Origin of the sequence: Bacillus sp. 17RED48, assembly GCF_019837545.1 — a bacterium.
GTDB lineage: Bacteria > Bacillota > Bacilli > Bacillales > Bacillaceae_G > Bacillus_A > Bacillus_A wiedmannii.
The window spans coordinates 914,084-940,266 of sequence record NZ_JADAXG010000001.1; the positions used below are offsets into that span (position 1 = coordinate 914,084).

Sequence of the window (26,183 nt, forward strand, 5' to 3'; positions counted from 1 at the left end):
AAATATATCACATTTGTTTAAATGTGATATACAATTAAGTTGTTAGAAAAGGAAGAGGTATGCTATACTGTTTTTGTGAAACAAATTGATCAGAAAACTTATCATTTGTTAAAAAATAAGGTATGATGGATAAAAATAAAGTGAAGCTTTCTAAGTATAATATAATGTAGAAAGTGAAGAACTTCACGCTCTTTATGGTGTGTGTATATTTTATCTCTAGAGTGGTAGGAAAGTAGAGGGGGAAAATCATGACAAAGCTGCAACGTATTCAAAAAGTATTGGTAGCTAACCGTGGAGAGATTGCAATTCGTGTGTTTCGAGCTTGTTCGGAACTTGGATTAAAAACAGTTGCAATCTATTCTAAAGAGGATAGTGGTTCTTATCATCGTTATAAAGCCGATGAGTCCTATTTAGTTGGGGAAGGGAAAAAGCCAATTGATGCTTATCTAGATATTGAGGGCATTATTGAGATTGCGAAAAGTAATCATGTAGATGCAATCCACCCTGGATATGGTTTCTTGTCAGAAAATATTCAATTCGCAAAACGTTGTGAAGAAGAAGGGATTATCTTTATTGGTCCAAAGAGTAAGCATTTAGATATGTTTGGAGATAAAGTGAAAGCAAGAACACAAGCGCAGCTAGCACAAATTCCAGTTATTCCTGGTAGTGATGGGCCGGTAAATTCAGTAGAAGAAGTTGGAGAATTTGCTGAAAAGTATGATTACCCGATTATTATTAAAGCTTCCCTTGGCGGTGGCGGTCGTGGTATGCGTATTGTACGTACTAGTGAAGAATTAAGAGAATCGTATAATCGAGCGAAGTCAGAAGCGAAAGCAGCCTTTGGTAATGATGAAGTATACGTTGAAAAATTCGTTGAAAAACCTAAACATATAGAAGTTCAAATTTTAGCAGATGAAGAGAGCAATGTTGTTCATTTATACGAGCGTGACTGTTCTGTACAACGTCGTCACCAAAAAGTGGTAGAAATCGCACCTAGTGTGTCGCTTTCAGATGATTTGCGTCAGCGTATTTGTGATGCTGCTGTGAAATTAACAAAAAATGTAAATTATTTAAACGCAGGAACAGTAGAATTTCTTGTAAAAGGTGATGAGTTTTACTTTATTGAAGTAAATCCGCGTGTTCAAGTTGAACATACAATTACAGAAATGATCACAGGGGTAGATATCGTTCAATCGCAAATTTTAATAGCTGATGGACATGCATTACATAGTAAAATGGTAGGTGTTCCGAAGCAAGAGGAAGTAGTTGTTCATGGATTTGCGATCCAATCTCGTGTAACGACTGAGGACCCACTAAATAATTTCATGCCGGATACAGGGAAAATTATGGCATACCGATCAGGCGGTGGTTTCGGTGTTCGTCTTGATACAGGTAATAGTTTCCAAGGTGCTGTTATTACACCGTACTATGATTCTTTACTTGTAAAAGTTACAACATGGGCACTTACTTTTGAACAAGCTGCTGCGAAAATGGAACGTAACTTAAAAGAATTCCGTATTCGTGGTATTAAAACAAATATTCCATTCCTAGAGAATGTAGTAAAACATAAAAACTTCTTATCAGGAGAATATGACACTTCATTTATTGATGCGTCACCTGAACTATTCCTGTTCCCGAAACGTAAAGACCGCGGAACGAAAATGTTAAATTACATTGGGACAGTAACAGTAAATGGCTTCCCAGGAGTAGGAAAAAAAGAGAAACCAATTTTCCCAGATGCTCGTATACCGAATGTATTACACTCAGAGCCGGTTCAAAATGGAACGAAACAAATTTTGGATGAGCGTGGAGCAGACGGATTAGTAAAATGGGTACAAGATCAAAAGCGTGTACTTTTAACGGATACAACATTCCGTGATGCGCATCAGTCATTACTTGCGACACGTATTCGTACAAAAGATTTACATCAAATTGCAGAGCCGACAGCGAGAATGTTACCGAACCTATTCTCAGCGGAAATGTGGGGTGGTGCAACGTTTGATGTTGCATATCGTTTCTTAAAGGAAGATCCATGGGAACGATTACTAGATCTTCGTGAAAAAATGCCAAACGTTTTATTCCAAATGTTACTTCGTTCTTCAAACGCAGTTGGTTACAAAAACTATCCGGATAATTTAATTCAAAAATTTGTGGAATGTTCTGCCCAAGCTGGAATTGATGTGTTCCGTATTTTTGATAGCTTAAACTGGGTAGAAGGTATGAGAGTTGCGATTGATGCTGTACGAGATACTGGTAAAATTGCAGAAGCAACAATGTGCTACACAGGAGATATTCATGATCCGTTACGTAGTAAATATGATTTAAATTACTATAAAAATTTAGCAAAAGAGTTAGAAGCATCAGGAGCACATATATTAGGAATTAAAGATATGGCAGGCTTATTAAAACCTAATGCGGCATATGATTTAGTTTCTGCATTAAAAGAGACGGTATCGATTCCGATTCACTTGCATACACACGATACGAGTGGAAATGGTATATTAACGTATACAAAGGCAATTGAAGCAGGTGTTGATATTGTCGATGTAGCAGTAAGTTCTATGGCTGGTCAAACGTCACAACCAAGCGCAAACACGCTATACTACGCTTTAGGTGGAAACGAAAGACAGCCAGACGTTAACGTAGATTCATTAGAAAAACTATCTCATTACTGGGAAGATGTACGTAAATACTACGCACCGTTTGAAAGTGGTATGAATGCTCCTCATACAGAGGTATATATGCACGAAATGCCAGGCGGACAGTATAGTAATCTACAACAACAAGCGAAGGCGGTTGGTTTAGGAGATCGCTTCGATGAAGTGAAAGTAATGTACCGCCGTGTGAATGACATGTTTGGCGATATTGTAAAAGTAACACCATCATCTAAAGTTGTCGGTGATATGGCATTATTTATGGTTCAAAATCACTTAACAGAACAAGATGTTTTAGAGCGTGGGCATTCTATGGACTTCCCAGGATCTGTTGTTGAAATGTTCTCAGGAGATTTAGGACAACCGTATGGTGGTTTCCCGAAAAAGTTACAAGAAATTATTTTAAAAGGGAAAGAGCCATTAACAGTAAGGCCGGGTGAATTATTAGAGCCAGTAGATTTCGACGCGTTAAAAGAAGAGCTATTCCATAAGCTTGGACGCGAAGTGACGATTTTTGATGTCGTTGCATATGCATTATATCCAAAAGTATTTATGGATTACGAAAAAGTTGCTGAGCTTTATGGAAGTGTATCTGTACTTGATACACCGACATTCTTCTATGGTATGAGACTTGGTGAAGAAATTAATGTGGAAATCGAACAAGGAAAAACATTGATGGTTAAACTAGTATCAATCGGAGAGCCTCAGCCAGATGGAAATCGTATTCTTTACTTGGAGTTTAACGGTCAACCACGTGAGATTGTCGTGAAAGACGAAAGTGTGAAAGCAACAGTGGCACAACGTGTGAAAGGAAACCGTGAAAATCCAAACCACATTAGTGCAACAATGCCAGGAACGGTTATTAAAGTAGTTGTAAAAGAAGGCGATGAAGTGAAAAAAGGCGATTCTATGGCAATTACAGAAGCGATGAAAATGGAAACGACAGTTCAAGCGCCTTTCAATGGTAAAGTGAAAAAAGTATATGTTAACGATGGAGATGCAATTCAAACGGGTGACTTACTCATTGAATTAGATCACTAAAATAGAAAAGAGCTGTGTAAATGCAGCTCTTTTTCTTTATCGTAAAAAATACCTTGCCAATTCGGCAAGGTATTTTAATTTAAATTTATTTTGTTTGTTGAGAAGTTGATTCAGCTTCTTTTGCATTCGCTTTACTTCTTGTACCTAACATAACTAAATAGCATAGTACAGCAAACAAGCAAGAAATGAATAGTGAATGTAATAATGCCATTACTAAATTAGCATTTGTAAATACGACTAAAATTCCCACGATAGCTTGAAGTGTAACAAGGATAAATGAAATGATCCATCCCCAGTATACGACAGGCTGCTGCTTGTAATGGCGAATAGCGAGAATCATCGCGTATAGTATCCAAGCGAAAATTAACATCGCTGCAACTCTATGCCCCATTTGAACCCATTCATGTAGTTGAGTTGGCATAGGTCTATTTTTGCTACATAAAGGAAAGTCTGGACAGGCTAAGCTAGCTCGTTCGTGACGTACTAAAGCACCTGTGTAGACGACAATATAACTGTAAATTGTTACACCATAAATATGAAATTTCATTTTTTTGTCCATAATAAGTGAACGTGCATCAAATTTCTGGTCAATTTCAAAGATAAGACACGTTAATAAAATGACAGAAGCAAATGAAATTAAGGAAATACCGAAATGGATAGCGAGTACAGCTGGAATTTGTCCCCAAACAACTGCTGCCGCTCCCATTAATGCTTGTGCAACTAAAAATACGAAGGATAAAATTGCTAACGTTTTTGTTTCGCGCACATGTTTATAATATTTCCAGGACAAAATACAAAGGAGAGTGACAAGAATTCCTGCTGATCCTGATGTAAGGCGGTGACTTAGTTCAATAATAGTTTCCATTGATAAATTAGATGGAACAAATTCACCGTTACAAAGTGGCCATGATTTACCGCACCCTTGGCCAGAACCTGTTTTTGTAACTAAGGCGCCTCCTAGTAAAACTATTAATAAATCAAGACTCGTAATGACTGCTAACCATTTAATAAAGCGTTGCAATCTATTTCACCATCTTTCTGCTATGAAGTTATTGCGAAATATTTTCATTCCATTATGTATAGAATAAAACGCGCTAGTTCCTATGATATATAAAAAATAATAAAATAGCAAAGAAATGGTGGGCGCAGACAGGGGAGAGAAAATGGGTGTGGAAATAGGATGTATAAGGGAATTTTTAGGTGAAAAACAGGCTATTTTGAAAAGAAATGGGGAGAATACGTGTTAAATATGACAAAAAAGTTTATGATAGAAGGTAACATCATGTTATGATAAGGACAAGTAAGAATTAAGTTTTTATATTCGACACAAAAAGTTCATGTTTTCTTCACAAAATGTTCGGGAAATATGATTTAATATATTGGAGTATGGGCGTAGATTAGTAGTAGAATGGATTAACAATATTTCTACTGTAATAATATTGCTATATAGAAGCGAAATATTTCATTCGAAATAGGCGCAAAAAGAAAGATGAAAGTTTTAAGAGGGGGTTAAAGTGATGAACCATGCAACAAGTGAGCTGCATGATGAGTCAGCTGTTACAAGTGTACCGGAAACAACTCGGCTACAAGATTTATCAGCGCTCGTTAAAATGGGGATTGTAAACTCAAATACACTTACTGTATTTACAGGATTTTGGTTGGCATTACATTTTAATGGATTAAGTGTGATGGACAATCTGGATAAGTTATTCTTTACAATCGTTGGTTCTGGATTAATTATGGCGGGGGTATGTTGTTTAAATAATTACATTGATCGAGACATCGACCCATTAATGGAAAGAACAAAAACCCGTCCAACGGTTACTGGGAAGTATAAACCGGGATTTGCACTTACATTTGGACTAGTTATATTACTTCTTGGATTTGTATTTTTATTATTAACAACACCAATGGCAGTATTAATGGGATTTATTGGTGCTTTCACATATGTTGTCTTATATACGTTATGGACAAAGAGAAAGTATACACTAAATACTGTTGTAGGTAGTATATCTGGAGCAGTTCCACCTTTAATTGGATGGGCAGCAATCGATCCATCTTTAGGCCATCCAATTGCTTGGATGTTATTTTTAATTATGTTTATTTGGCAAATCCCACATTTTCTCGCATTAGCGATGAAACGTGTTGATGAATATCGAAATGCAGGAATTCCAATGCTTCCTGTAGTTCATGGATTTGAAATTACGAAACGCCAAATTATGATTTGGACAGTATGTTTATTACCACTACCATTTTATATGAGTGGACTAGGGATAACATTTATGGTAATTGCAACATTGTTAAACATCGGATGGATCGTTTTAGGATTTTATGGCTTCCGTAAGCAAGATGACATCAAATGGTCCGTACAAATGTTTGTTTATTCCCTAAATTATTTAACAATCTTATTTGTATCAATGATTGTAGTTACATTCTTCTAAGACAACGACATAATTGGATTTCTTTACGTTGAGATTTACTTTACTTAACTATAAAGTACAATCTAATTCACAAGGAAAGTGGGGGTTGTTTGTATGAAGAAACAGTGGCGACTGCTTTCGTTCGTTTCACTGCTGGCTTTACTGTTAGGGGGATGCGGTAAAGCCTTTCAATCTACTTTAATTCCGCAAGGAGAAGTAGCAAAAATGCAATATGATTTGCTCTTACTAGCAACTGCGATCATGGTAGGAGTAGTACTAGTAGTTACTATTATTTTCTTATATGTAATTGTGCGTTTCCGACAAAAGAAAGGTCAGGAAGATTATATTCCGGAGCAAGTTGAAGGGAATCACAAGTTAGAAATTATATGGACAGTTATTCCGATTATTCTTTTGTTAATCTTAGCTGTTCCGACGGTTACATATACATTCAAACTTGCTGATGTAAGTGCGATGGAGAAAAAGAATATTGATAAAGATACTATCGTTGTTGATGTAACAGCGAATCTTTATTGGTGGGAATTTTCTTATAAATCAGAAAAAATAGTCACTTCTCAAGATTTGGTCATCCCCACAGGTAAGAAAGTGTATTTGAATTTGAAGGGTGCCGATATTAAACATTCGTTTTGGGTTCCATCTTTAGCTGGGAAAATGGATACAAATACAGACAATGTGAACAAAATGTGGTTAAAGGCAGATAAATCGGGCACTTATAATGGTTTTTGTACAGAATTTTGCGGCCCATCACATTCTTTAATGCAATTCAAAGTGAAAGCTTTAGATGAAAGCGAGTACAAAAAGTGGCTTGCTGATATGAAGAAGATTGATGGGAAGAAAGAAGTAGCTTCAACAAAGGCGCAAGAGGGCCAAGAAATATTTAATAAAAGCTGTATTGGTTGTCACGCAGTTGGATCCAATGATAGTAGACCACCTTCCGCTCGTATCGCACCAAACTTAGCAAACTTTGCGGATCGCGATATGGTTGCCGGTATTGCCGAAAACAATAAAGAAAACTTAAAAAAATGGCTGAAAGATCCTGAAAATATGAAACCAGGAAATAAAATGACTGGTAAATATGGCAACTTAACGGATGATCAAATTGATGCATTAAATGCATACTTACAAACGTTAAAAGTTGAAAAGTAAAGAGGGATTATTCGCGAAGGGGAGGTTGAAAACGTGAGTTCTGTAGCAAAAAAACAGGGGATGGGTGCTGTCATATGGGATTATTTAACGACAGTAGACCATAAAAAGATTGCCATTCTCTATTTAATTGCAGGTGGATTGTTTTTTATAATAGGCGGAATAGAAGCTCTATTTATTCGCCTTCAATTAGCGATTCCTAACAACGCTTTTCTTGTTGGGGATGCTTATAATCAAGTATTAACGATGCACGGTACAACAATGATTTTCCTCGCAGCTATGCCACTCGTGTTTGCATTTATGAACGCCGCTGTACCACTTCAAATTGGTGCACGTGATGTAGCGTTCCCGTTTTTGAATTCACTTGGATTTTGGTTATTTTTCTTTGGTGGAGTATTTTTAAATTTAAGTTGGTTTTTAGGTGGAGCACCTGATGCAGGATGGACATCTTATGCATCTTTAGCTTTAGCCTCAAAAGGCCATGGTGTTGATTTTTATGTACTCGGCTTGCAAATCTCTGGTATTGGTACATTAATTGGAGGTATTAACTTCCTTGTAACCATTATTAATATGCGTGCGCCAGGAATGACGTATATGCGTATGCCGATGTTTACATGGACGACATTTGTAACATCTTCGCTAATATTATTCGCTTTTCCGCCATTAACTGTAGGATTAGGACTTTTAATGTTAGATCGTTTATTTGGAACAAGTTTCTTTAATCCAGCATTGGGCGGGAATACAATTATATGGGAGCATTTATTCTGGATTTTCGGTCATCCAGAAGTATACATTCTTATACTCCCAGCTTTCGGAATATTCTCAGAAATCTTCGCGACATTTTCGAAAAAGCGATTATTTGGTTATTCATCGATGGTGTTTGCGACAGTATTAATTGGATTCTTAGGATTTATGGTATGGGCGCATCATATGTTTACTGTCGGGCTTGGTCCAGTTGCAAATGCTATTTTCTCAGTTGCAACAATGGCGATTGCGGTTCCGACCGGTATTAAAATATTCAACTGGCTCTTTACGATGTGGGGCGGAAGTATTCGTTTTACGACACCGATGATGTGGGCAGTAGCTTTCATTCCATCATTCGTAATGGGAGGAGTTACAGGTGTTATGCTAGCATCTGCGCCTGCTGATTATCAATTTCATGACAACTATTTCGTAGTAGCGCACTTTCATTATGTAATCGTCGGCGGTGTTGTATTTGGTTTACTTGCAGGAGCTCATTATTATTGGCCACTGATGTTTAATAAAGTATTGAATGAAACGTTAGGAAAGATAACATTTTGGCTATTCTTTATCGGTTTCCATTTAACGTTCTTCATTCAGCATTTCCTTGGATTGATTGGTATGCCGCGTCGTTACTACACATATCTTGAAGGTCAAGGGTTGGAAATGGGGAATATGATTAGTTCTATTGGAGCGGTATTTATGGCTCTTGGAACGATTGTTCTTCTATTCAATGTAATCAAAACAACAGTATCAAAAGAAAAGGCTGGTCGTGATCCATGGGATGCACGTACATTAGAATGGACAATGCCAGCACCTACACCGGAATATAACTTTAAACAATTACCATTTGTTCGCGGATTAGATCCGTTTTGGATTGAAAAACGCGAAGGGAATAAAGAGATGACAGCGGCGGAACCAGTTGATGATATTCATATGCCAAATCCATCGTTTTCACCATTTATCATTTCTTTAGGATTGTTTATAGCTGCATTCGGTGCAATGTATATGCAGGGTGGAAAAGATAAGTTTTGGTTATTAGTAGCAATTATTGGTTTAATCATTACATTCGGTACAATGTTCCTACGTTCAGTGATCGATGATCATGGATATCATATTCATAAGGAAGATTTAGAAGATAAGGGGGGCAAGGCATAATGCATGTAGATGAAAAATTAACGAATGAAACATTTCCAGCAGAGCCTGAAAAAGCAACCCTTGAGGGAAAAAATAAGTTTGTCGGTTTTTGGTTATTTCTTGGAGGCGAAACAGTATTGTTCGCTTCCTTGTTTGGCACATATTTAGCGTTAAAGAATTCTACAAATGGTGGACCAACATCTCAAGAGATGTTCCAAATGCCACTCGTTTTCATTATGACGATGCTTTTATTAACGAGTAGCTTAACGAGCGTATATGCGATGTATCATATGAAAAACTTTAACTTTAAGAAAATGCAACTTTGGCTATTAGTAACAGTGTTGCTAGGTTTAGGATTTTTAGGGTTTGAGATATATGAGTTTTATCATTATACGCATGAATTTAAGCATACTATGAGAAGTAGTGCGTTTGGTTCCGCGTTTTATGCTCTTGTTGGTACGCATGGACTACACGTATTGTTTGGATTGTGTTGGATTTTAACATTAATCTTTAGAAATGCGAAGAGAGGTCTAAATTTATACAATGCACCGAAGTTTTATGTTGCATCGATTTATTGGCACTTTATTGACGTAGTTTGGGTGTTTATTTTCACTGTAGTATATTTAATGGGAATGGTGGGATAAACAATGGCGATAAAGCAAACGAATAATCCTAAAGTTGATCTTGTTTATCGGAAGAGAAAAAGTGCGGAGGAAATGAAGCATCAAGTTATTACGTTTGCATTAATGATTTTTTTAACATTTGTTGCATTTGTAGCAGTAGCATATCCAAAAACTTTTAGTCCGACTTTCTCAGTACCATTTATTTTACTATTAGCAGTGGTACAAGTAATTTTTCAATTGTATTATTTTATGCATATGAGTCATAAAGGACATGAAGCGGCAAGTTTCTTTCTTTATTCTGGTCTGTTAATCGGGTTAATTACAATTTTAGCTTTTATGACAATTGTGTGGATTTGAAAAGTGAAAAATAAGGGAGCTTGTGTTGTCACAGCTCCCTCTTCTTATTATGTGAAAGGATAACCTTAAGAAGGTAGGTGTAACAATGAGTAACTTGTGGATATTTGGTTTTCAAGCTCTATGGAGTCCAATCTTTTTATTATTTATGCTTTCGATTCTTATTGGGTACTTTTTAATTATTGGGCCATATAGAATGCGATTTGAAAATGCGACGAAGGTAAGTAAGAAGCAAATTTTTTATTTTACGACCGGGATTGTTCTTTTGTATTTTGTAAAGGGAGGGCCTATTGATTTAATTGGTCATATTATATTTAGTGCACATATGTTTGAGATGGCAGTTATGTATATTGCAGTTCCACCGTTATTGTTGCTTGGTATACCAGATTGGTTATATCGTTATATTACTTCTTTTAAGTTCGTTCAAATTATATTAAAGATATTTGCTAAACCACTTATTGCATTGTTTGTATTTAATGGCCTGTTTTCTTTTTATCATTTACCAGTTGTTTTTGACACAGTAAAACAAAGTCAAATTGCTCATCCTATTTGTCTCGCTATATTGTTCTTTACGGCAATCATGATGTGGTGGCCGATGCTAAATCCATTACCAGAATATCAAACGTTAAGTGATATAAAGAAACTTGGTTATATGTTTGCTAACGGTATATTATTAACGCCAGCTTGTGCGTTAATCATTTTTGCAACTGCACCGTTATTTGCAACCTATACGGATCCGGCTGCTTGGATGAAGGCGATGGAACTTTGTGTACCGGCGGGAACTTTATCAGATTTAAATATAACGGGACCAGAATTTTTACACTGGATGCCAGTCGTACAAGACCAACAAACAGGTGGCATCATTATGAAAATTGTCCAGGAAATAGTGTATGGCACAATTATAGGCTATGTATTCTTTCGATGGGCGCGTCGAGAGCGTGAAAAGGATAAAGAGCAGTTGCAACAATTGCCGCCGTATTTACAAACGAAATAAAAGTGAGTGCATCAATATGATGCACTCACTTTTATTTTATTCAATGATTTGGAATTCTTTTAACTCTTTTTCGATATTTTGTAGGAGTTGTTCGCTTTTTTGAAGTACATTCGTTGGGAAAGTTTCACCATCACCATATTCAACGCCGTGAGGATAATAATGTTTTCCTAATAAGGGAGGAAGTAGCTTGATTTCAGCGTGTCTGCTACCAACATCACCTTCAACAGCCAAACCTAGTACGCGCAAATAATAAATATCGTTTAATATTTCAAATTTATAATCGTATGTAACTCGTTCATAATCCCACTGTCCAGCAAGTACAAAATGGTTCTTTTCCATAATCTCTGTTAATAGTGTTAAATCAACGACTGCCCCATTAAATTTCGTATTTGTAAATTGCATATAATACCTCCTCTTTTCATGTTACATCATTATTTTTATAATAGTATGAATAATAAGAAAGTGCAATTCATATTGAGAGAAAAGGGATAATCCAGACTTTTTTTGCGAAAATATGATATAGTGAAAAGAGTACGGTACACACAAAAAAGGAAAGAAAAGGATTTGTGTATATCTCAATTTTATGTTTTGTGCAGGAGGTATATCGATTGAAGAAATTATTGCGTATCGTAATGATTACATTTTTAATTTTAGCTGTGGACTTATACGGGAAATTACTCGTTTCACAATATATATTAACCCCATCTCAATCAAAGCAAGAAAATAAAATTGTGAAAAAGAAAAAACAAGTAAATGAAGACTCTTCAAATACGGTTTTAAATATGATTGGTGGGGACTCTGAAAATTTATTAGCAAAATGGGGCGAACCATCTCGAATAGAGCCATCTGCTTACGGATATGAATGGTGGGTATACAATCAAGATTTAACTCAGTATGTGCAATTTGGGGTTGCGGAACGAAAAGTTGTAACGGCGTATGTTGCTGGTGAGCAAGTTAAGGTGCCGCCTTATTATATAAATGAAAAGTATGAAGAAGTGTATAAAAAGAATCCACTCTCGCATGAGATTTCGTTAAAAAGAGGGAAACATAGTTATCAATTTGAGTTATCTGACACGGAAGTGATGGAACAACCATTAATACCTGTAGAAGATGGCTGGGCACAATTATATTTTGATCATTTTACACATGAGCTTGTTGGTGTTCGTTATATGGATGATGAAACGTTATTACGCCAAAGACCGTATCAGCTTGTTTATTCGGGTGAATTACTAGCTGAACAACCATTGACTCCAGATAAAATGAAACAAATAGAGAATGGGAATATGCAACAAATTTTTGATTTAACAAATATTATTCGAAGTCGCCATAAGTTACCGCTGTTAGCTTGGGATCAACAAACAGCAGATGTGGCTATAGGGCATAGTAAAGATATGAAGGATAATAATTACTTTTCACACGATTCACCTACATTAGGTACGTTAGGAGATCGTTTACAGCGCGGGAAAGTAGGGTTTCAACTTGCTGGTGAGAACATAGCGGCGCAACATAGTGATGGAATTGCGGCGGTGCAAGGTTGGTTAAATAGTGAAGGGCATAGAAAAAATGTATTAAATGAACAATTTACAGGATTAGGTGTTGGGGTATACGATAAGTTTTATACACAAAACTTTATTCGGAAATAAAGTGGAATTTTAAGTTGTGTAGGGGACACCTCACGTTTAAGTACTTCGTATTCACTGAAGTGTAGGTCGGAATCTTACCGTATGCAAATAGCAGGATAAAAAGGTGCATGAATCGTCTGAAAATAGGCGAACCATGTGCCTTTTTTTTCTTATTATATAGTAGATATACATGAAGAGGTGAGGATTATGCCAACAACAAAAGGACCGTTACATCCATCGGTTCAACAGTTTAAAGAGTTTGTAAACCATCACCCTAAAATGGTTCATGAGGTTCGAAGTGGTCACAAAACTTGGCAACAGTTTTATGAAGAATGGTACTTACTTGGTGAAGAAGATCCGATATGGGCAACTTTTAGACCTGATGGAGCGCCTGCTTTTTCTTCGGTAAAAGAAAATAAACAAGAAAAAGATAATCGAACTGAAGAGGAGAAAACAGCAGATGTGATGGGACAAATGCTTTCTTTCTTTAAAAAGCTAGATGTAGAACAAATGCAACACCATTTAGCCAATGTGACGAGTGCCATTGGTAGTGTGCAACAAGTTTTTCAACAATTTCAAGGGAAGCCCGCGCGGCAAGAAGAGAGTACTTCCGAAAATAATCCATTTTTCTTTCAGAAGGATTAGGGGGAAAGAGGATGAGAGCAGAAATTATGGAGTTTATAAGGGCTGATGAGGATTTATCTCGCTATATTAGGGAGCAACCGTACTGGTATAGAAAACTAACGCGAAATCCTGAAGAGAAAGAGGCTTTTGAGTTAGCAGCTATGCAGCATTTCAAAAAAACGATACCAGATAAAGTTGAGAAATTTCAAAACCAATTGGCAGTTGCCTCCATTATGATCGATATGTTTCAGTATATGAAGCAACAAAATACAACATAATTGGAAGGGAAAACTATGTCCGTCATGCAGAACTTTTGATACAATAGAAGCGGATTATTTAAAAAGGAGTTGCAGCATGAGCATGACGGAAATTTGTTTAGTACGACATGGACAAACTGATTGGAATTTTCAAGAGATTATTCAAGGACGTGAAGATATTCCACTTAATGAAGTGGGAAAGAAGCAAGCAAGTCAAAGTGCAGTTGCTTTGCAAGCGGAAGCATGGGATGTAATTATAAGTAGCCCATTAATTAGAGCGCACGAAACAGCTAAGGAAATTGCAGGGGCTACAGGATTGCAATCGATTTTATTAGATGAGCGATTTGTTGAACGTAATTTTGGTGAAGCTTCTGGGAAGCCGGTTGCGACTGTTAGGGAGCTAATTGCAGAAGGTAAAGTAGAAGGTATGGAGCAAGATGAAGAGATTGTAACTCGTTGCTTTGCTGCTGTAAAAGATGTTGCAGAAACTTATTCTGGCAAACGTATTATCATTGTAGCTCATTCACATGCGATAAAAGCAATTTTACATGCAATTGCACCGGAAGATATTTCGTTTAAGACACCATTAAAAAATGCATGTATTAGTTATGTGAAAGAAAATAGTGGGAAATGGGATGTTCTGAAATATAATATTGCGGAACATATTAAATAAGTATGTGCTAGAATTATATGGAAAATAGTTAGAGTGATATCTTTCTGTTTAGTGAGACACTTCAATTAGTAGTTCTATTCTAAATGTGGTATGATGAATACTCGGAGGTGTCTCTCATGATTGTAGCGACGCTGGAAAGCGTATTGATATTAGATAAGGCAGAGCAGCTTGCAAAAGCGATTATCTGTTCAGATATAGCAGAAGACTATCGTAAGTGTTATAAAGAATTGCATGAAGATATGGAAGTTCAGACGTTAATTCAGCAATTTACAGCGATGAAAGAACGATATGAAGAAGTGCAACGTTTCGGTAAATACCATCCTGATTATACTTTCGTTTCGACGAAGATGAGGGAGTTAAAGCGTTCTGTAGACTTACATGATAAGGTTGCAGCTTTTAAACGAGTAGAAACAGCTTTGCAAAAGTTGTTAGATGAAGTTAGTGTAGCAATCGGTTCTGAGGTGTCTTCTTCCATCAAAGTTCCAACAGGAAATCCATTTTTTGATGCTGGTGGCTGTGGTGGCGGTTGTGGTACCGGCGGAGGTTGTGGCTGTAAAACGGGGTAAATTACCCCGTTTTTTAGAAGATAGAAGAAAACGTATACAGAGTTTGTCCTGTAATGTCATAAATTTCTGATTGGTTTTCATAAAATATAAAATATATGCTTTTAAAAGGAGAAGATGGAGAAGATTATGTTCGGGCAACGACAAAGTATGATTGTTTATTTACATTCATTGAAACATGCCAAGATTTTAAGGAAATATGGTAACATACATTACATATCAAAACGCTTAAAATACGCAGTAGTATATTGTGATATGGAACAAATTGAGCATATGATGCAAAAGTTGAACAAGCTTCCTTTTGTGAAGAAGATAGAACAGTCGTACCGCCCGTATTTAAAAACGGAATTTGAAAATTCACGTCCTGATCGGGCAAAAGAATACGATTATAGCTAATAGAAAAAATCCCCTGCAAATTTTAGCAGGGGATTTTTTTACTTGAAATAACAATTTATTTCATTGGAGGAATGAAATTATTCATTCGTAAAATACCAATTAAATGATTGAAAAACAGTTCTTTTTCTGGGAAAGTTGTGGATGGTTTTACCGTAAAGGTAGTCACTTTTCTTCCTAGTTGTTCTGCCGTTTCTTCAAATAAAATGACGCGTTTACTTTTTTTATTTTCAAGTACAGGAATGCCTTCACGACATATGTATAATGGTTGGAAATCACCAGTAGTAGTTGGTTTTAATATTACAACAAGTGAGCACACTTTTTTTTCATTTTTAATCGTTTCAAATTGTAACATATGTGTTATACGTTCTTGATTTGCTTTGGCAATTTCAAGTAATTCATATAAATCAGAGTAGCCTTCTCCGAGTTCTATAAAGCGTTGAATCATATTTTTTCCTCCTCTTTCTTTTACTGTACCATCTCACTTTTTAAATGAAAAGTAGACAAAGAAAAAAAACCCTGCAAAGCAGGGCCCTTCTTATACTAGCATGTACTAGTAAGAAGGAAAAGGGAGAGGAGAAACCGGAGGAAGAACTTATGGGGAAACGTAAGTCTTCTCCGCGGTTGGCAACAACATCGAAGGTGATGTTGTTATAATTATTTATGTCCAATCTAAATGAAGATATACATCATGAAATTAAATTTTATGTTTGGCTTTTTATTTTTCTTTTTTTTATTTTATGATAGGATAAAAAAGATAAAGTGAAACGAATATACATAATGGGTTCGTGTTAGCGCATGGTGAGATGAATACATAAAAATGCAGAGCGGTTATTTTAAGCCAAAGTTCTCCTATTGTTCATTGAGAAATGAATGGAAAATTTCATGGAATAGTATAGTTTGGTAGCGGTTACCGAATGGAGAAAGGTTTTCTATAATTGCTCGATAGATTGAAATAAAGGTAGTGACAACAGATGAGAGTAGTTTCAGGAAAATGTAAAGGGCATCCACTAAAAGCGGTGCCAGGTAATACAACACGTCCAACGACAGATAAAGTAAAAGAATCAATATTTAATATGATAGGTCCTTATTTTGATGGTGGTATCGCTCTTGATTTATTTGGCGGTAGTGGTGGTCTTGGAATCGAGGCTATAAGTAGAGGGATTGATAAAGCAATTTTTGTTGATCGAGATAATAAAGCGATAAAAGTAATCCATCAAAATTTAGAAAGTTGTCGAATACAGGAACAAGCTGAAGTATATCGAAATGATGCAGAACGTGCGGTAAAGGCTCTTATAAAACGTGAAATATCATTCGATCTTATATTAATTGATCCTCCATATAAAGATCAAAAAATTGTATCTTTAATTAGTGTGATGGATCAACATGGATTGCTACATAGAGATGGATTAATTATGTCAGAGCATGGTAATGATGTGGTTTTACCTGATTCTATAGGGAGTCTTGTAAAAGTAAGAGCTGAAAATTATGGGGTTACAGCAATATCGATTTATAAGTATGAAGGTGAGGGGACGGAATGACTAGTATAGCTATTTCTTCGGGAAGTTTTGATCCAATTACCCTTGGGCATCTGGATATTATTAAAAGGGGAGCAAAAGTATTTGATGAGGTATACGTAGTAGTTTTAAACAACTCGTCAAAAAAACCGTTCTTTTCAGTTGAAGAGCGCTTAGATTTAATTCGAGAAGCAACAAAGGATATCCCGAATGTAAAAGTAGATTCACATAGTGGACTATTAGTGGAGTATGCGAAAATGCGTAATGCAAACGCGATTTTGCGTGGGTTACGAGCGGTTTCTGATTTTGAATATGAGATGCAAATTACTTCTATGAATCGAAAATTAGATGAAAATATTGAAACCTTTTTTATTATGACAAATAACCAATATTCATTTTTAAGCTCGAGTATTGTAAAAGAAGTTGCGAGATATGGAGGAAGCGTAGTAGATCTTGTACCTCCTGTTGTAGAACGTGCTTTAAAAGAAAAGTTTCAAACCCCGTTAAAGTGAACGGGGTTTTTCTTTGTTGCTACGAAAAAATAATAAGATAACATATACATATAAACAAAATAAAGTAAAGATCGGTCCATAGTGTACAAAAGATGTCCAAATTTCTTGCAGTATAGAAGAATGATTCGATAAAAATACGGGGATATCTTTTTGCATAGGTGAAAAAGAGCTTACTTTTTCATAAAATGGTTTCCAAAATATAAAAGTAAAAATAGGAGCCAGAATACTTTGGATAATTCGTGCGAAAAAATAGGGCTTAAATCGGATGTCTGTTTCAGCTAATATGCTAGCAACTTGTGCCTGAATAGAAAGGCCGCTAAACGCTAAAATAAAGCTTGTTACCATAGCTTGCTGCAGGAGGGGTGTTTCATTTATTTGACTAATCATTTGGCTACCGAGTGTCATTTCAAAAATCCCTGATAAGATTGGAATACTAAATTCTGTAGTTAGTTGGAAGAATGATAAAATATGTTGCATAATAAAAGAAAGTGCTGCTGTAATATGAAATACAGTAATCATTTTATTTAAAACAGAGAATAAAATAATAAATCCACCAATCATAAGTAACGTTTGAATAGAAGAAACGATAGCGTCCCCAAGTAATTTTCCTAATGGTCTTTTTTCTTGCATGCGCGTCTCGTGTAGGACTGAAAAAGGGTTTTGAAAAGGACGTTTTTTAGTAGGATGTTGATACTTCGTGGAAATATTGTTATTGCCGTAAAAACGCATCAATAACCCGACGGCAAAGTTACTTAAATAATGTGCAGCAGCTAATACGATTCCTAATTTCGGATTATTGAAAAAACCGATTGAAACAGCTCCAAAAATAAAAAGTGGATTAGATGAGTTTGTAAAAGATACGAGGCGTTCTGCTTCGATTTGTGTTAGTTGATTACTTTTACGCAGTCTAGCGCTTAATTTGGCGCCAGCAGGGAATCCTGAAGCCATTCCCATTGCCCAAACAAATCCGCCTATCCCTGGAACGCGAAAAAGTGGTCGCATGAGTGGTTCTAATATAACACCTATAAATTTTACAACACCAATACTAATTAGAAGTTCCGCAATGATGAAAAACGGTAAAAGTGAAGGGAATACAACTTCCCACCATATATTTAACCCTCGAATGGAAGCTTGCAAAGCAGCTTGGGGGTGAAGTACAAGAGAAAAGGTTAAAAACAGTGTTGATATGGTAAGAAAAGCCGTTTTCCATTTTTCATACATGTAAGTAAATCCCCCTTTGTCCCAAAAAACGTTCATTTCAGTATACGTGGATACGTAGTGCATTTAGACCATAAGTATGAAAAAGGAATGAAAAAAATTAAAGGGTGAGAAAAATGAAAGAACCGAAAATTGGTTTAGCTCTTGGATCTGGGGGCGCAAAAGGGTTTGCACATATTGGTGTTATAAAAGTTTTAAGAGAAAATGGTATACCGATTCATATGATTGCAGGAAGTAGTATGGGGGCTTTAGTAGGTACGTTTTATGCAGCTAGCTCAAACGTTGAAAGGTTGTATAAACTGGCAAATGTTTTTAAGAGGAAATATTATTTAGATTTTACAGTTCCGAAAATGGGATTTATTGCTGGAAAACGTGTCAAAGATATGATTAAAATGTTTACATATAATAAAAATTTAGAAGAGTTAGATATCCCGACGGCTGTTGTGGCTACTGACATCTTGAAGGGGGAAAAAGTAGTTTTTACAAGTGGTCCTGTTGCAGAGGCTGTGAGAGCTAGCATATCTGTACCTGGAGTGTTTGTACCAGAAAAAATAGATGGACGATTATTGGTGGATGGCGGAGTGATTGATCGCATTCCAGTATCGGTTGTGAAAGAGTTAGGTGCTGATATTGTTATTGCTGTTGATGTATCCCCGATTAAAGTGAATGGAGAGGTTACATCTATTTATGATGTAATTATGCAGAGTATTGAAATTATGCAACATGAGCTAGTGATGAATCGACAAATTGCATCGGATTTAATGATGCGACCAGCTGTAGAACAATTTAGTTCACGTGCTTTTACAAACATTGAAGACATTATTCGAGTTGGAGAAGTAGAGGCGGAAAAACATGTTGCAAATATTTATTTATTAATTGAGCAGTGGAAGGAGAAACATAATGTTTAAGCGTTTTCGGTTTATATATGCAATTTTAATAGGGGTTATATTGGCGATGTTACTTGTTTACGTACGTTTACCGTATTATGTAACAAAACCAGGAATGGCGGCCAAATTAGAGCCTTACGTTCAAGTTGAAGGTGGAACGAAAGAATCCGGTGATTTTATGCTTGTTACGGTTTCAATGGGACCAGCAAATGTGGTGAATTTAATAGCGGCACAGTTTAATAAATACACACATATTTCGAAAGCGGAAGAAATATTGCAAAAAGGTGAGAGTGATGAAGAATATCAATTTCGCCAAAATTATGCGATGAAAGATTCGCAAAATGCAGCAATCTATAATGCATATAAACGTGCAAATCGTACTGTTTCTTTTGAAAATAAAGGTGTATTGGTTGCAGGAGTAGCGAAAGGGATGCCGTCAGAAGGAAAGCTTAAGCTTGGAGATGTCATCATAGCTGTCGACGGAAAAATATTTGAAAAGACGGAGCAATTTATTGAATATATGACAGGAAAAAAAGAAGGGGAAGCAGTAAATATTGAGTACAAGAGGAATGGAAAACAGTTAAAAGAAAATTTAAATGTAAAGACCATTCCGAATGGTAATGGGCGTGTTGGTATAGGGGTTTCTATCGTTACTGAAAGAGAATTAGTGGTAGATCCGAAAGTGAAAATTGATTCTCATGAAATAGGCGGACCATCGGCAGGCCTAATGTTTACATTAGAAATATATAATCAACTTGTGGAAGATGATTTAACAAGAGGGCATGAAATAGCTGGAACAGGGACGATAAATGAAAAGGGAGAAATTGGCCCGATTGGTGGTATTCAGCAAAAAGTGGTCGCTGCAAGTGATGCTGGTGCTGAAGTGTTCTTTGCGCCAAATGAAAAAGGTGCGGAGAAATCGAATTATAAAGATGCGCTTGCGGCTGCGAAAGATATTAAAACAAAAATGAAAGTTGTACCAGTTGATACGCTGGATGATGCATTGCTGTATTTGGAAAAAATGGGCGAGAAAAAATAAACCTCTCTGAAAAAGAGAGGTTTTTTATAGGAATTTTGCAGTTGTTTCATCGTAACGAATTGGATGGTGTGTTGCATCTTGTTTTAGTAGTTGTGTTCGTAATGGTTCTTGCATGATGGAGAAATATACAGAATTGGCTTTTCGCTCTATATGTAAAGTAGGATGGTCAAATGTTTTTGTATGGGTAAGGATGGGAAGTTCTATTTTTTTCTTGTTTTTTGAAAGGTAAGTTTGTCCTTTTTGTGACATGCCTAGTAGACGAATGTACGGTGCATGCTGCTCTATATTTGCGCTATGTATTTCTTCTTTTGTTGTATTTGTTAAAATGTGTGTACAAGCTCTTTGTAATCTAGTCCATGTATAGCGCTTCGTTTTTAATGCTTCCATGAATGAATGGAAGGAGGAACTGTTTTGGATTTTTGATAAAATACGATGCTCTAAACCTTCTTCTATTTCATATATAAGTCGTAAGTCTTCTGGAGACATCGTCATGAGTTTGTATTTGAAAAATGAAAAGTATTGTTCCCAATTATGTAATATCCCGTAGTTTTGTTTGTAACTTGCTAAAAGAGAAGCAGTCGCTTTTGGGATGAAAGGCTCAATTTCTGTAAAAGAACTATTTTCGCTAAAAAGTTGTTTACGAATACTAGTTGCGCTTGCAATATGTTGGTCGCTAAATGTTTCATCATGATAATGAGATGCGAATCTTTTTATCGTTTGTGCTTGCATAGAACTATTTTGTAAGAAAATTGATTTCATGTATTGGAATCCTAATATGTTATTCGGTTGTGACATGTCTATGTTTTTTTCGGATGGTAAAATGTGTAGGAAGGCTTCAGATGTAGCTTTTGCGTAACTGTTACCTGCATTCATAAATTGCTTTACAAGACGATTAAAAGTATCTTCTTCATTTTTTTGCACAGAGATGGTGTTATGAAAATTTTCAATCTCCCCATCTTCACTACCGAAACAAATTTCAGAAACACGCAGGGCGTTTAAAATAGAAATAGCGCCATTTGCAAAGGTTTCAGCCTTTTGTGTTGAGAAGGCGTATGGAAGCTCTACAACAAGGTCTACACCGCATGATAAGGCCATTTTGGTACGATACCATTTGGATATGAGTGCTGGCTCACCACGCTGTAAAAAAGGGCCACTCATAACAGCGATTGTAATATCAGCGTGTGTTAACTTTTTTGTTTGTTGCACATGATAATCATGACCGTTATGAAAAGGGTTATATTCAACAACAATACCACTGGCTTTTATGGTAATCTCTCCTTTCGATGTAGCATCTTTTTCAAAAACGTGATACTCTATATATTATTTACTATGATGACTTCATTATAGTGTAAAGAAAAAACTTACACTATATATGCATTATATCACTTATACCGTGGGGTTTGACCAACTTGTTTTTCCTTATTGACCACAAACTGCCCACATATCATCATTTTATAGAACCAGGCATGAATTTTCTACGAGCTTCAATTGCTACTTTTTCAGCCTCTTCGACAGTATCGTATTGCCCAAAACTTTTTCGTTTACCATCAACCATGAATGTAACTCTATACTTATTTCTCAAAGGATTGTAATTAACATTTCTAGGTAAGTTCCCTCTTTGTTTCTGATTGTGCAAGTTATGTTTTTGTGAAACTAATCTTAAGTTAGATTTTCTATTGTTTAATGTATTACCATCTATGTGGTCTACTACAATACTATCTTCAGCATTCATGATATATCTATAAAGGTAATGATGCTTGTTACCAATTCTACATTTAACTCTAACTTTTTTGCCGTTTTTATAAAATACCCAAGTGTTTTTGACACTGTTGACTTTTTCAAAATCTTCGGTATCGATGATGGTTTCGAATAAGTCACCGGTCTTTGGATGAGTATAATAAATTGTTGTTGAGCCGTCTGCATTGTGTTTAAAATGATTCTTCATAACATGAACCTCCATGTATATTTTTACTATACATCCTAGTTATGCATCTGATTTACGACCACTTTTCAGTACATTTCCTAGCATTTCAGTTACTTCAATTTGACGCTCTTCATAAACATCAGTATAAATATTTAAAGTTGTAGAAACATTTGTATGACCAAGCAATTTTGAAACAACCTTTGCATTTGCGCCAGAATCGATTAAAATAGTTGTAAACGTTCTTCGGATATCGTGGAATCTAATATACGGTACGTCAATTGCTTCGCACAAAGCTTTCATTTGGTAGCGTATCGTATATGGATGCACGATTTTTTTATTTCTTGTGCAAATTAATAGGTCGAAAGAATTCTCCTTTTTGTGCTTTCGATATTCTAACAACTCTTCCATTAATTCTTCTGTCATTGGGATCATGCGATTAGATGCTTCAGTTTTTGTTTCACCTAATTCATACTTACCATCCACAAGTGTTAACGTTCTTTGTACATGAATAGTCTTGGTTTCGAAATTAATATCATCCCACTGTAGAGCTAATACTTCGCCGATACGCATGCCAGTATGCAACGCTAAAACAAATGTAATATAGTAGCTTCCTTGTATTTTTGCATACTCCATAAATTTCATTGCTTCATCAACTGTCCAACTAGCTTGCGCTTTCTTTTTAACTTTTGGCCGCTTTGCTTTCTTAGCAGGATTAGAGTTAATCATTTCTAACTCTACACCTTTATCAAGGATTTGCTTTAACATAACATCAACGGATGAAATGTATTTTGTGGTTAGACCCTCTTTAAGCAGCTTCTGGTGAAAATTATGCACTGTTAGAGGTTTTATATCAGATAACCTCTTGTCGGCAAATTCAGGCATGACACGCGAGCGTAGAATACGTTTGTACTGATACAACGTTGAAGGTCTACATGATGATTCTTTCTCTTGCATCCAGATTTCTACGAGTTGAGAAAAGCGAATATCACTATTCTCATAATCCCCATTTGCTAAATCATTTGTCACTCTAGCCACTTCTTCTTGAGCAGCTTTCTTTGTTTTAAAACCACCTTTAGTGATTTGTTTCCGTTTACCTGTGAGCGGGTCTTTGCCAACATCCATAGTAAAAGACCACTTCTCACCACGTTTGCGAAAGTATGCCATGATTTTCACCTCGTCATAATCGTTTTCTAGATACAAGCTGTGATATGTAGTAGTGGTATAAGAAATGATAGCATGTAAGCCTAATTTCTGTAAAAGGAAATTTACAGATATAGAACAAGTGAGCTACAATATTTATATACAAAAAAGAAAGGGGGATAAAAAATGGGAGAGTTCACAAAAGAACCTGGTGGTCATAAAGTTGCTGATCCTGGTGTAGGTTGGCACAATGAACCAGGCGGTGGCGGTTGGAAATACAACGAAGACCCTGGGACGGATTGGAAAACGATTTCTGGCCCAGGGACAGGTATATAAGAAAAGGGGGATAACGAAATGAAAAGGTACATAAAAGATCCAGGTGGTTCAAAGATGATTTCTGATCCAGGGACAGGTATGGGGATTTCCGATCCAGGACCGGGCGGTGGATATACAACTGACCCAGGTGGTGGATGGCGAAAAGAACCAGGAGGTTTGAGAAAATGAAAAGGGATAACTTTGACCCAGGTGGTTTAGGTGGTAATCAATTGAAGTATGATCCGAATCCGGGCGGAGGGTATACCAAAGACCCAGGTGGCGGAATGGGTATGTATGATCCTGGTGCAGGTGGAGGATACATGAAAGACCCAGGAACGGGAATATAAAAAAGAGAGCTAAGTGCTCTCTTTTTTTTTTTTTTTGATAAAAATTTGTTAATTTTTACCGTTGCGATTGGAAATCATTTCTTCTAAAATCAAATCATAACAGCTCGTTATGATTTTTAAGAAACTTTGCATATAAAACGAGTTGCTTGCAGAATTGCTCTCGATGAGACTCATCCAGGCCTGCGAAAACCGTTTGAATCTCATTGAGAGCATTTGTTATATTTTCCTCGTTTGGTGTAGTTGTTCTTCCCATTAAAGCATCAACAGATACACCTAGATATGATGCAATACGATTCAAAGTGTCGAGATCAGGCTGGTTATAATTAATCTCTAAATTACCAACCTGACTACGACTTAATTGCACTTTTTCGCCAAACTCTGATTGAGTAAGGGAACGACTTGCTCTAAACTTTTTTAAATTTTCTCCAAATGTACTCATAGTTTCAGTATAAATACATGAGAATTTTTAGACTATATATGTCATGAATTTTGTCTGTATAATAGTAATTGTCACGTAAATTGATAATACACTTGAAAAAGTATAGAACAAACGTTCTTTTGGTGGTAAAATATTCTTAGAGAAAAAGTAGATTTTTCGAAAAAAACTTTCTCAACATGATTTGACTATAATTGGAACGAACATTTTAAATCTTATGATAAACTGAATTTAATAAAAAAAAGGAATAAAAAAGACCCACGGTGTTATAAATGTGAGGCCACACATTTATAACATTTCACCCTAACCTAGATAGGGAAAAAATTCCATGAGTCAGTACATAGTATATCATACTTCGTAAGAGTAAAGAGAATTATGGTTCATTTTCCTATTGAGAAATAAGGGATGTGTTTTGGGTTCTGATTTAGGAGGGAATTTTAGAATGCAGATCTTTATGAAGAACTTACAAGAACATATCAATTATGCTAAGTTGGACGTTGGTACATTAGCTGAAAAAGCAGATATTGATAGAACTAATCTTAATAGGATATTAAACGGAAAAATTAAAGAAATGAAGTTAGAGTCATTCTTATTGATTGCTCCCGACTTGTATCCAAGCTGGACAGAGCGTAGAAAGAAAATTAGAGATTTTATATTGGTTTGTGAGAGTGATTTAAACATAAGAAAGGCACTTTCTTATTGTCAAACAGTCGGTGAGTATCAATTAATGAAAAAAATAATAAAAAAACATATTGACAGTGATAAGAAAGGGAAAATAAACAAATATCTAAATTTGTACGATTTATACAATCAAAGAAATTTGAGCAAGTTAGAAGGAGAAGAGTTACAACAAAAATTAGATGAATTACCCTACTCTAAAAATGTTGACTATCAAATAGTAGTAGACATGTTACATGGCTTTGCACTGTATGATAGTAGTAATTTTATGGCCATGGTCCCGTATTCTAAAAAGATTGACCAAAACTTACCATTAGTAGAAAATTTATTTATAAAAAAACATTTGGATTTACAACATGATGATCGCAAAGCTCACATAAATTTGTTTAGTAATAAAATAAAAGAATGTAGGGACATTTGTAATAGCATTATAAAATCGGCTCCGGAAGATTCAGTTATAAAGGCCAAAGCATTGAGTTGCTTAGGTGAGTCTTTTATATTTGAAAACCCTTTACAGGCGGAAATATACTTTTTGGAAAGTTTAAAGCTAATAAAAAGATTAGGCATTACCGCTTATAGTAAATTGTATCGTGCGGTACATGGCACATTAGCTTTTCTACGAATTGAATATGGAATAAATTTAGATGAAATAAATTGGGATTTTGTAGGCGAATCAGAAAAAGCTTTCTTTGATGCTAAATTTGGATCAGGGATTAAAGCTAGAGCTTATTTTGAAGATTTAAAAAAACAAGGAAAAAAGTTGTCTGCTTTTAAATTATATTATTTATTTTTTGTAGATAGAAATGATATAATGATTCTCAAAGAGTCTTTAGAAAAATTTGCGAATAATGGGAATGTATTCTATTCGAATTTAATTACACGTGTTTTAATGAAAGAGGGAGTGAAGTAGGTT

The 26,183-nt window shown here is 35.8% G+C and carries 29 protein-coding genes; 21 read left to right on the forward strand and 8 right to left on the reverse strand.

Annotated features, from left to right (window positions below):
• The first annotated feature begins 248 nt into the window (after positions 1 to 248).
• Positions 249 to 3,695, forward strand: a complete 3,447-nt coding sequence (pyc, locus tag ILT06_RS05100) for a pyruvate carboxylase (RefSeq protein ID WP_088047249.1) — start codon at positions 249 to 251, stop codon at positions 3,693 to 3,695.
• Positions 3,696 to 3,780: 85 nt separating this feature from the next.
• On the opposite strand, the gene ctaA is transcribed toward pyc, so the two are convergent.
• Complete coding sequence (gene ctaA / locus ILT06_RS05105) at positions 3,781 to 4,716, reverse strand: heme A synthase (protein WP_088047250.1); 936 nt, start codon at positions 4,714 to 4,716, stop codon at positions 3,781 to 3,783.
• 496 nt (positions 4,717 to 5,212) lie between these two features.
• Between ctaA and ctaB the strand changes: the two genes are divergently transcribed.
• The 6 genes from ctaB (at position 5,213) to ctaG (ending at position 11,125) form a co-directional block, all read left to right on the forward strand.
• Positions 5,213 to 6,136 carry a protoheme IX farnesyltransferase gene (gene ctaB / locus ILT06_RS05110; protein ID WP_001015062.1) on the forward strand — a complete coding sequence of 308 codons (924 nt, stop codon included), beginning with the start codon at positions 5,213 to 5,215 and terminating at the stop codon, positions 6,134 to 6,136.
• Positions 6,137 to 6,229: 93 nt separating this feature from the next.
• On the forward strand, positions 6,230 to 7,279 hold the full coding sequence (coxB, locus tag ILT06_RS05115) for a cytochrome c oxidase subunit II (protein ID WP_088047251.1): 1,050 nt from the start codon (positions 6,230 to 6,232) through the stop codon (positions 7,277 to 7,279).
• 60 nt (positions 7,280 to 7,339) lie between these two features.
• The gene (gene ctaD, locus ILT06_RS05120) at positions 7,340 to 9,175 is read left to right on the forward strand and encodes a cytochrome c oxidase subunit I (protein WP_154131176.1); all 1,836 of its coding nucleotides are present in this window, start codon (positions 7,340 to 7,342) and stop codon (positions 9,173 to 9,175) included.
• Positions 9,175 to 9,798 (forward strand): cytochrome c oxidase subunit III, encoded by a 624-nt coding sequence (ctaE, locus tag ILT06_RS05125; protein ID WP_000557861.1) that lies wholly within the window; start codon positions 9,175 to 9,177, stop codon positions 9,796 to 9,798. The genes ctaD and ctaE overlap by 1 nt, the downstream gene beginning before the upstream one ends.
• A 3-nt stretch (positions 9,799 to 9,801) precedes the next feature.
• Positions 9,802 to 10,134: a cytochrome c oxidase subunit IVB gene (gene ctaF, locus ILT06_RS05130; protein ID WP_048563214.1), complete on the forward strand. Its 333-nt coding sequence runs from the start codon at positions 9,802 to 9,804 to the stop codon at positions 10,132 to 10,134.
• An 85-nt stretch (positions 10,135 to 10,219) separates the two neighbouring features.
• Positions 10,220 to 11,125 (forward strand): cytochrome c oxidase assembly factor CtaG, encoded by a 906-nt coding sequence (gene ctaG, locus ILT06_RS05135; protein WP_048563213.1) that lies wholly within the window; start codon positions 10,220 to 10,222, stop codon positions 11,123 to 11,125.
• A gap of 36 nt (positions 11,126 to 11,161) precedes the next feature.
• On the opposite strand, the gene ILT06_RS05140 is transcribed toward ctaG, so the two are convergent.
• Positions 11,162 to 11,527 (reverse strand): YugN family protein, encoded by a 366-nt coding sequence (locus tag ILT06_RS05140; RefSeq protein ID WP_064474955.1) that lies wholly within the window; start codon positions 11,525 to 11,527, stop codon positions 11,162 to 11,164.
• A 206-nt stretch (positions 11,528 to 11,733) separates the two neighbouring features.
• Here ILT06_RS05140 and ILT06_RS05145 point away from each other — a divergent pair, with 206 nt between their 5' ends.
• The 6 genes from ILT06_RS05145 (at position 11,734) to ILT06_RS05170 (ending at position 15,260) form a co-directional block, all read left to right on the forward strand.
• The gene (locus ILT06_RS05145; protein ID WP_064474956.1) at positions 11,734 to 12,768 is read left to right on the forward strand and encodes a CAP domain-containing protein; all 1,035 of its coding nucleotides are present in this window, start codon (positions 11,734 to 11,736) and stop codon (positions 12,766 to 12,768) included.
• Between the two features lie 186 nt (positions 12,769 to 12,954).
• Positions 12,955 to 13,392, forward strand: a complete 438-nt coding sequence (locus ILT06_RS05150; protein ID WP_061678261.1) for a YlbD family protein — start codon at positions 12,955 to 12,957, stop codon at positions 13,390 to 13,392.
• 11 nt (positions 13,393 to 13,403) lie between these two features.
• Entirely contained in the window at positions 13,404 to 13,649 is a 246-nt protein-coding gene (locus tag ILT06_RS05155; RefSeq protein WP_064474958.1) for a YlbE-like family protein, read from the forward strand.
• An 82-nt stretch (positions 13,650 to 13,731) separates the two neighbouring features.
• Positions 13,732 to 14,301 (forward strand): histidine phosphatase family protein, encoded by a 570-nt coding sequence (locus tag ILT06_RS05160; protein ID WP_222654943.1) that lies wholly within the window; start codon positions 13,732 to 13,734, stop codon positions 14,299 to 14,301.
• 116 nt (positions 14,302 to 14,417) lie between these two features.
• Positions 14,418 to 14,867: a YlbF/YmcA family competence regulator gene (locus ILT06_RS05165; protein ID WP_000634355.1), complete on the forward strand. Its 450-nt coding sequence runs from the start codon at positions 14,418 to 14,420 to the stop codon at positions 14,865 to 14,867.
• A 126-nt stretch (positions 14,868 to 14,993) separates the two neighbouring features.
• A complete protein-coding gene (locus ILT06_RS05170; protein WP_002080814.1) occupies positions 14,994 to 15,260 on the forward strand; it encodes a YlbG family protein in 267 nt (88 codons plus the stop codon).
• A 55-nt stretch (positions 15,261 to 15,315) separates the two neighbouring features.
• Here ILT06_RS05170 and ILT06_RS05175 read toward each other — a convergent pair whose 3' ends face one another.
• Positions 15,316 to 15,705, reverse strand: a complete 390-nt coding sequence (locus tag ILT06_RS05175; RefSeq protein WP_000616012.1) for a DUF7147 family protein — start codon at positions 15,703 to 15,705, stop codon at positions 15,316 to 15,318.
• A 526-nt stretch (positions 15,706 to 16,231) separates the two neighbouring features.
• Here ILT06_RS05175 and rsmD point away from each other — a divergent pair.
• Both rsmD and coaD read left to right on the forward strand, forming a co-directional pair.
• Positions 16,232 to 16,798 carry a 16S rRNA (guanine(966)-N(2))-methyltransferase RsmD gene (rsmD, locus tag ILT06_RS05180; RefSeq protein WP_064474960.1) on the forward strand — a complete coding sequence of 189 codons (567 nt, stop codon included), beginning with the start codon at positions 16,232 to 16,234 and terminating at the stop codon, positions 16,796 to 16,798.
• Positions 16,795 to 17,286, forward strand: coding sequence for a pantetheine-phosphate adenylyltransferase (coaD, locus tag ILT06_RS05185; protein ID WP_000200598.1), 492 nt, complete (start codon positions 16,795 to 16,797; stop codon positions 17,284 to 17,286). Before rsmD ends, coaD begins: the two co-directional genes overlap by 4 nt.
• Here coaD and ylbJ read toward each other — a convergent pair.
• Positions 17,278 to 18,507, reverse strand: coding sequence for a sporulation integral membrane protein YlbJ (ylbJ, locus tag ILT06_RS05190; RefSeq protein WP_064474961.1), 1,230 nt, complete (start codon positions 18,505 to 18,507; stop codon positions 17,278 to 17,280). The genes coaD and ylbJ overlap by 9 nt on opposite strands.
• A 113-nt stretch (positions 18,508 to 18,620) precedes the next feature.
• Between ylbJ and ILT06_RS05195 the strand changes: the two genes are divergently transcribed.
• The gene (locus ILT06_RS05195) at positions 18,621 to 19,412 is read left to right on the forward strand and encodes a patatin-like phospholipase family protein (RefSeq protein ID WP_000662602.1); all 792 of its coding nucleotides are present in this window, start codon (positions 18,621 to 18,623) and stop codon (positions 19,410 to 19,412) included.
• Positions 19,405 to 20,430, forward strand: coding sequence for a SepM family pheromone-processing serine protease (locus ILT06_RS05200; RefSeq protein WP_064474963.1), 1,026 nt, complete (start codon positions 19,405 to 19,407; stop codon positions 20,428 to 20,430). The genes ILT06_RS05195 and ILT06_RS05200 overlap by 8 nt, the downstream gene beginning before the upstream one ends.
• A 24-nt stretch (positions 20,431 to 20,454) precedes the next feature.
• Here ILT06_RS05200 and ILT06_RS05205 read toward each other — a convergent pair whose 3' ends face one another.
• The 3 genes from ILT06_RS05205 to ILT06_RS05215 all read right to left on the reverse strand — a co-directional run bounded on the left by ILT06_RS05205 (position 20,455) and on the right by ILT06_RS05215 (position 23,518).
• Positions 20,455 to 21,696 carry a nucleotidyltransferase gene (locus tag ILT06_RS05205; protein ID WP_367627525.1) on the reverse strand — a complete coding sequence of 414 codons (1,242 nt, stop codon included), beginning with the start codon at positions 21,694 to 21,696 and terminating at the stop codon, positions 20,455 to 20,457.
• Between the two features lie 181 nt (positions 21,697 to 21,877).
• The gene (locus tag ILT06_RS05210) at positions 21,878 to 22,375 is read right to left on the reverse strand and encodes an HNH endonuclease (RefSeq protein WP_000788504.1); all 498 of its coding nucleotides are present in this window, start codon (positions 22,373 to 22,375) and stop codon (positions 21,878 to 21,880) included.
• Positions 22,376 to 22,414: 39 nt separating this feature from the next.
• Positions 22,415 to 23,518 (reverse strand): site-specific integrase, encoded by a 1,104-nt coding sequence (locus tag ILT06_RS05215; RefSeq protein WP_222654876.1) that lies wholly within the window; start codon positions 23,516 to 23,518, stop codon positions 22,415 to 22,417.
• Between the two features lie 162 nt (positions 23,519 to 23,680).
• Between ILT06_RS05215 and ILT06_RS05220 the strand changes: the two genes are divergently transcribed.
• The 3 genes from ILT06_RS05220 to ILT06_RS05230 are packed head-to-tail and all read left to right on the forward strand — an operon-like array spanning position 23,681 to position 24,156.
• A complete protein-coding gene (locus ILT06_RS05220; RefSeq protein WP_222654877.1) occupies positions 23,681 to 23,830 on the forward strand; it encodes a hypothetical protein in 150 nt (49 codons plus the stop codon).
• 18 nt (positions 23,831 to 23,848) lie between these two features.
• On the forward strand, positions 23,849 to 23,998 hold the full coding sequence (locus ILT06_RS05225) for a hypothetical protein (protein WP_222654878.1): 150 nt from the start codon (positions 23,849 to 23,851) through the stop codon (positions 23,996 to 23,998).
• Positions 23,995 to 24,156, forward strand: coding sequence for a hypothetical protein (locus ILT06_RS05230; RefSeq protein ID WP_179863578.1), 162 nt, complete (start codon positions 23,995 to 23,997; stop codon positions 24,154 to 24,156). Before ILT06_RS05225 ends, ILT06_RS05230 begins: the two co-directional genes overlap by 4 nt.
• Positions 24,157 to 24,250: 94 nt before the next feature.
• Here ILT06_RS05230 and ILT06_RS05235 read toward each other — a convergent pair whose 3' ends face one another.
• Positions 24,251 to 24,595: a helix-turn-helix domain-containing protein gene (locus tag ILT06_RS05235; RefSeq protein ID WP_222654879.1), complete on the reverse strand. Its 345-nt coding sequence runs from the start codon at positions 24,593 to 24,595 to the stop codon at positions 24,251 to 24,253.
• A gap of 439 nt (positions 24,596 to 25,034) precedes the next feature.
• Here ILT06_RS05235 and ILT06_RS05240 point away from each other — a divergent pair, with 439 nt between their 5' ends.
• A complete protein-coding gene (locus ILT06_RS05240; RefSeq protein ID WP_222654880.1) occupies positions 25,035 to 26,180 on the forward strand; it encodes an AimR family lysis-lysogeny pheromone receptor in 1,146 nt (381 codons plus the stop codon).
• Positions 26,181 to 26,183 lie beyond the last annotated feature (3 nt).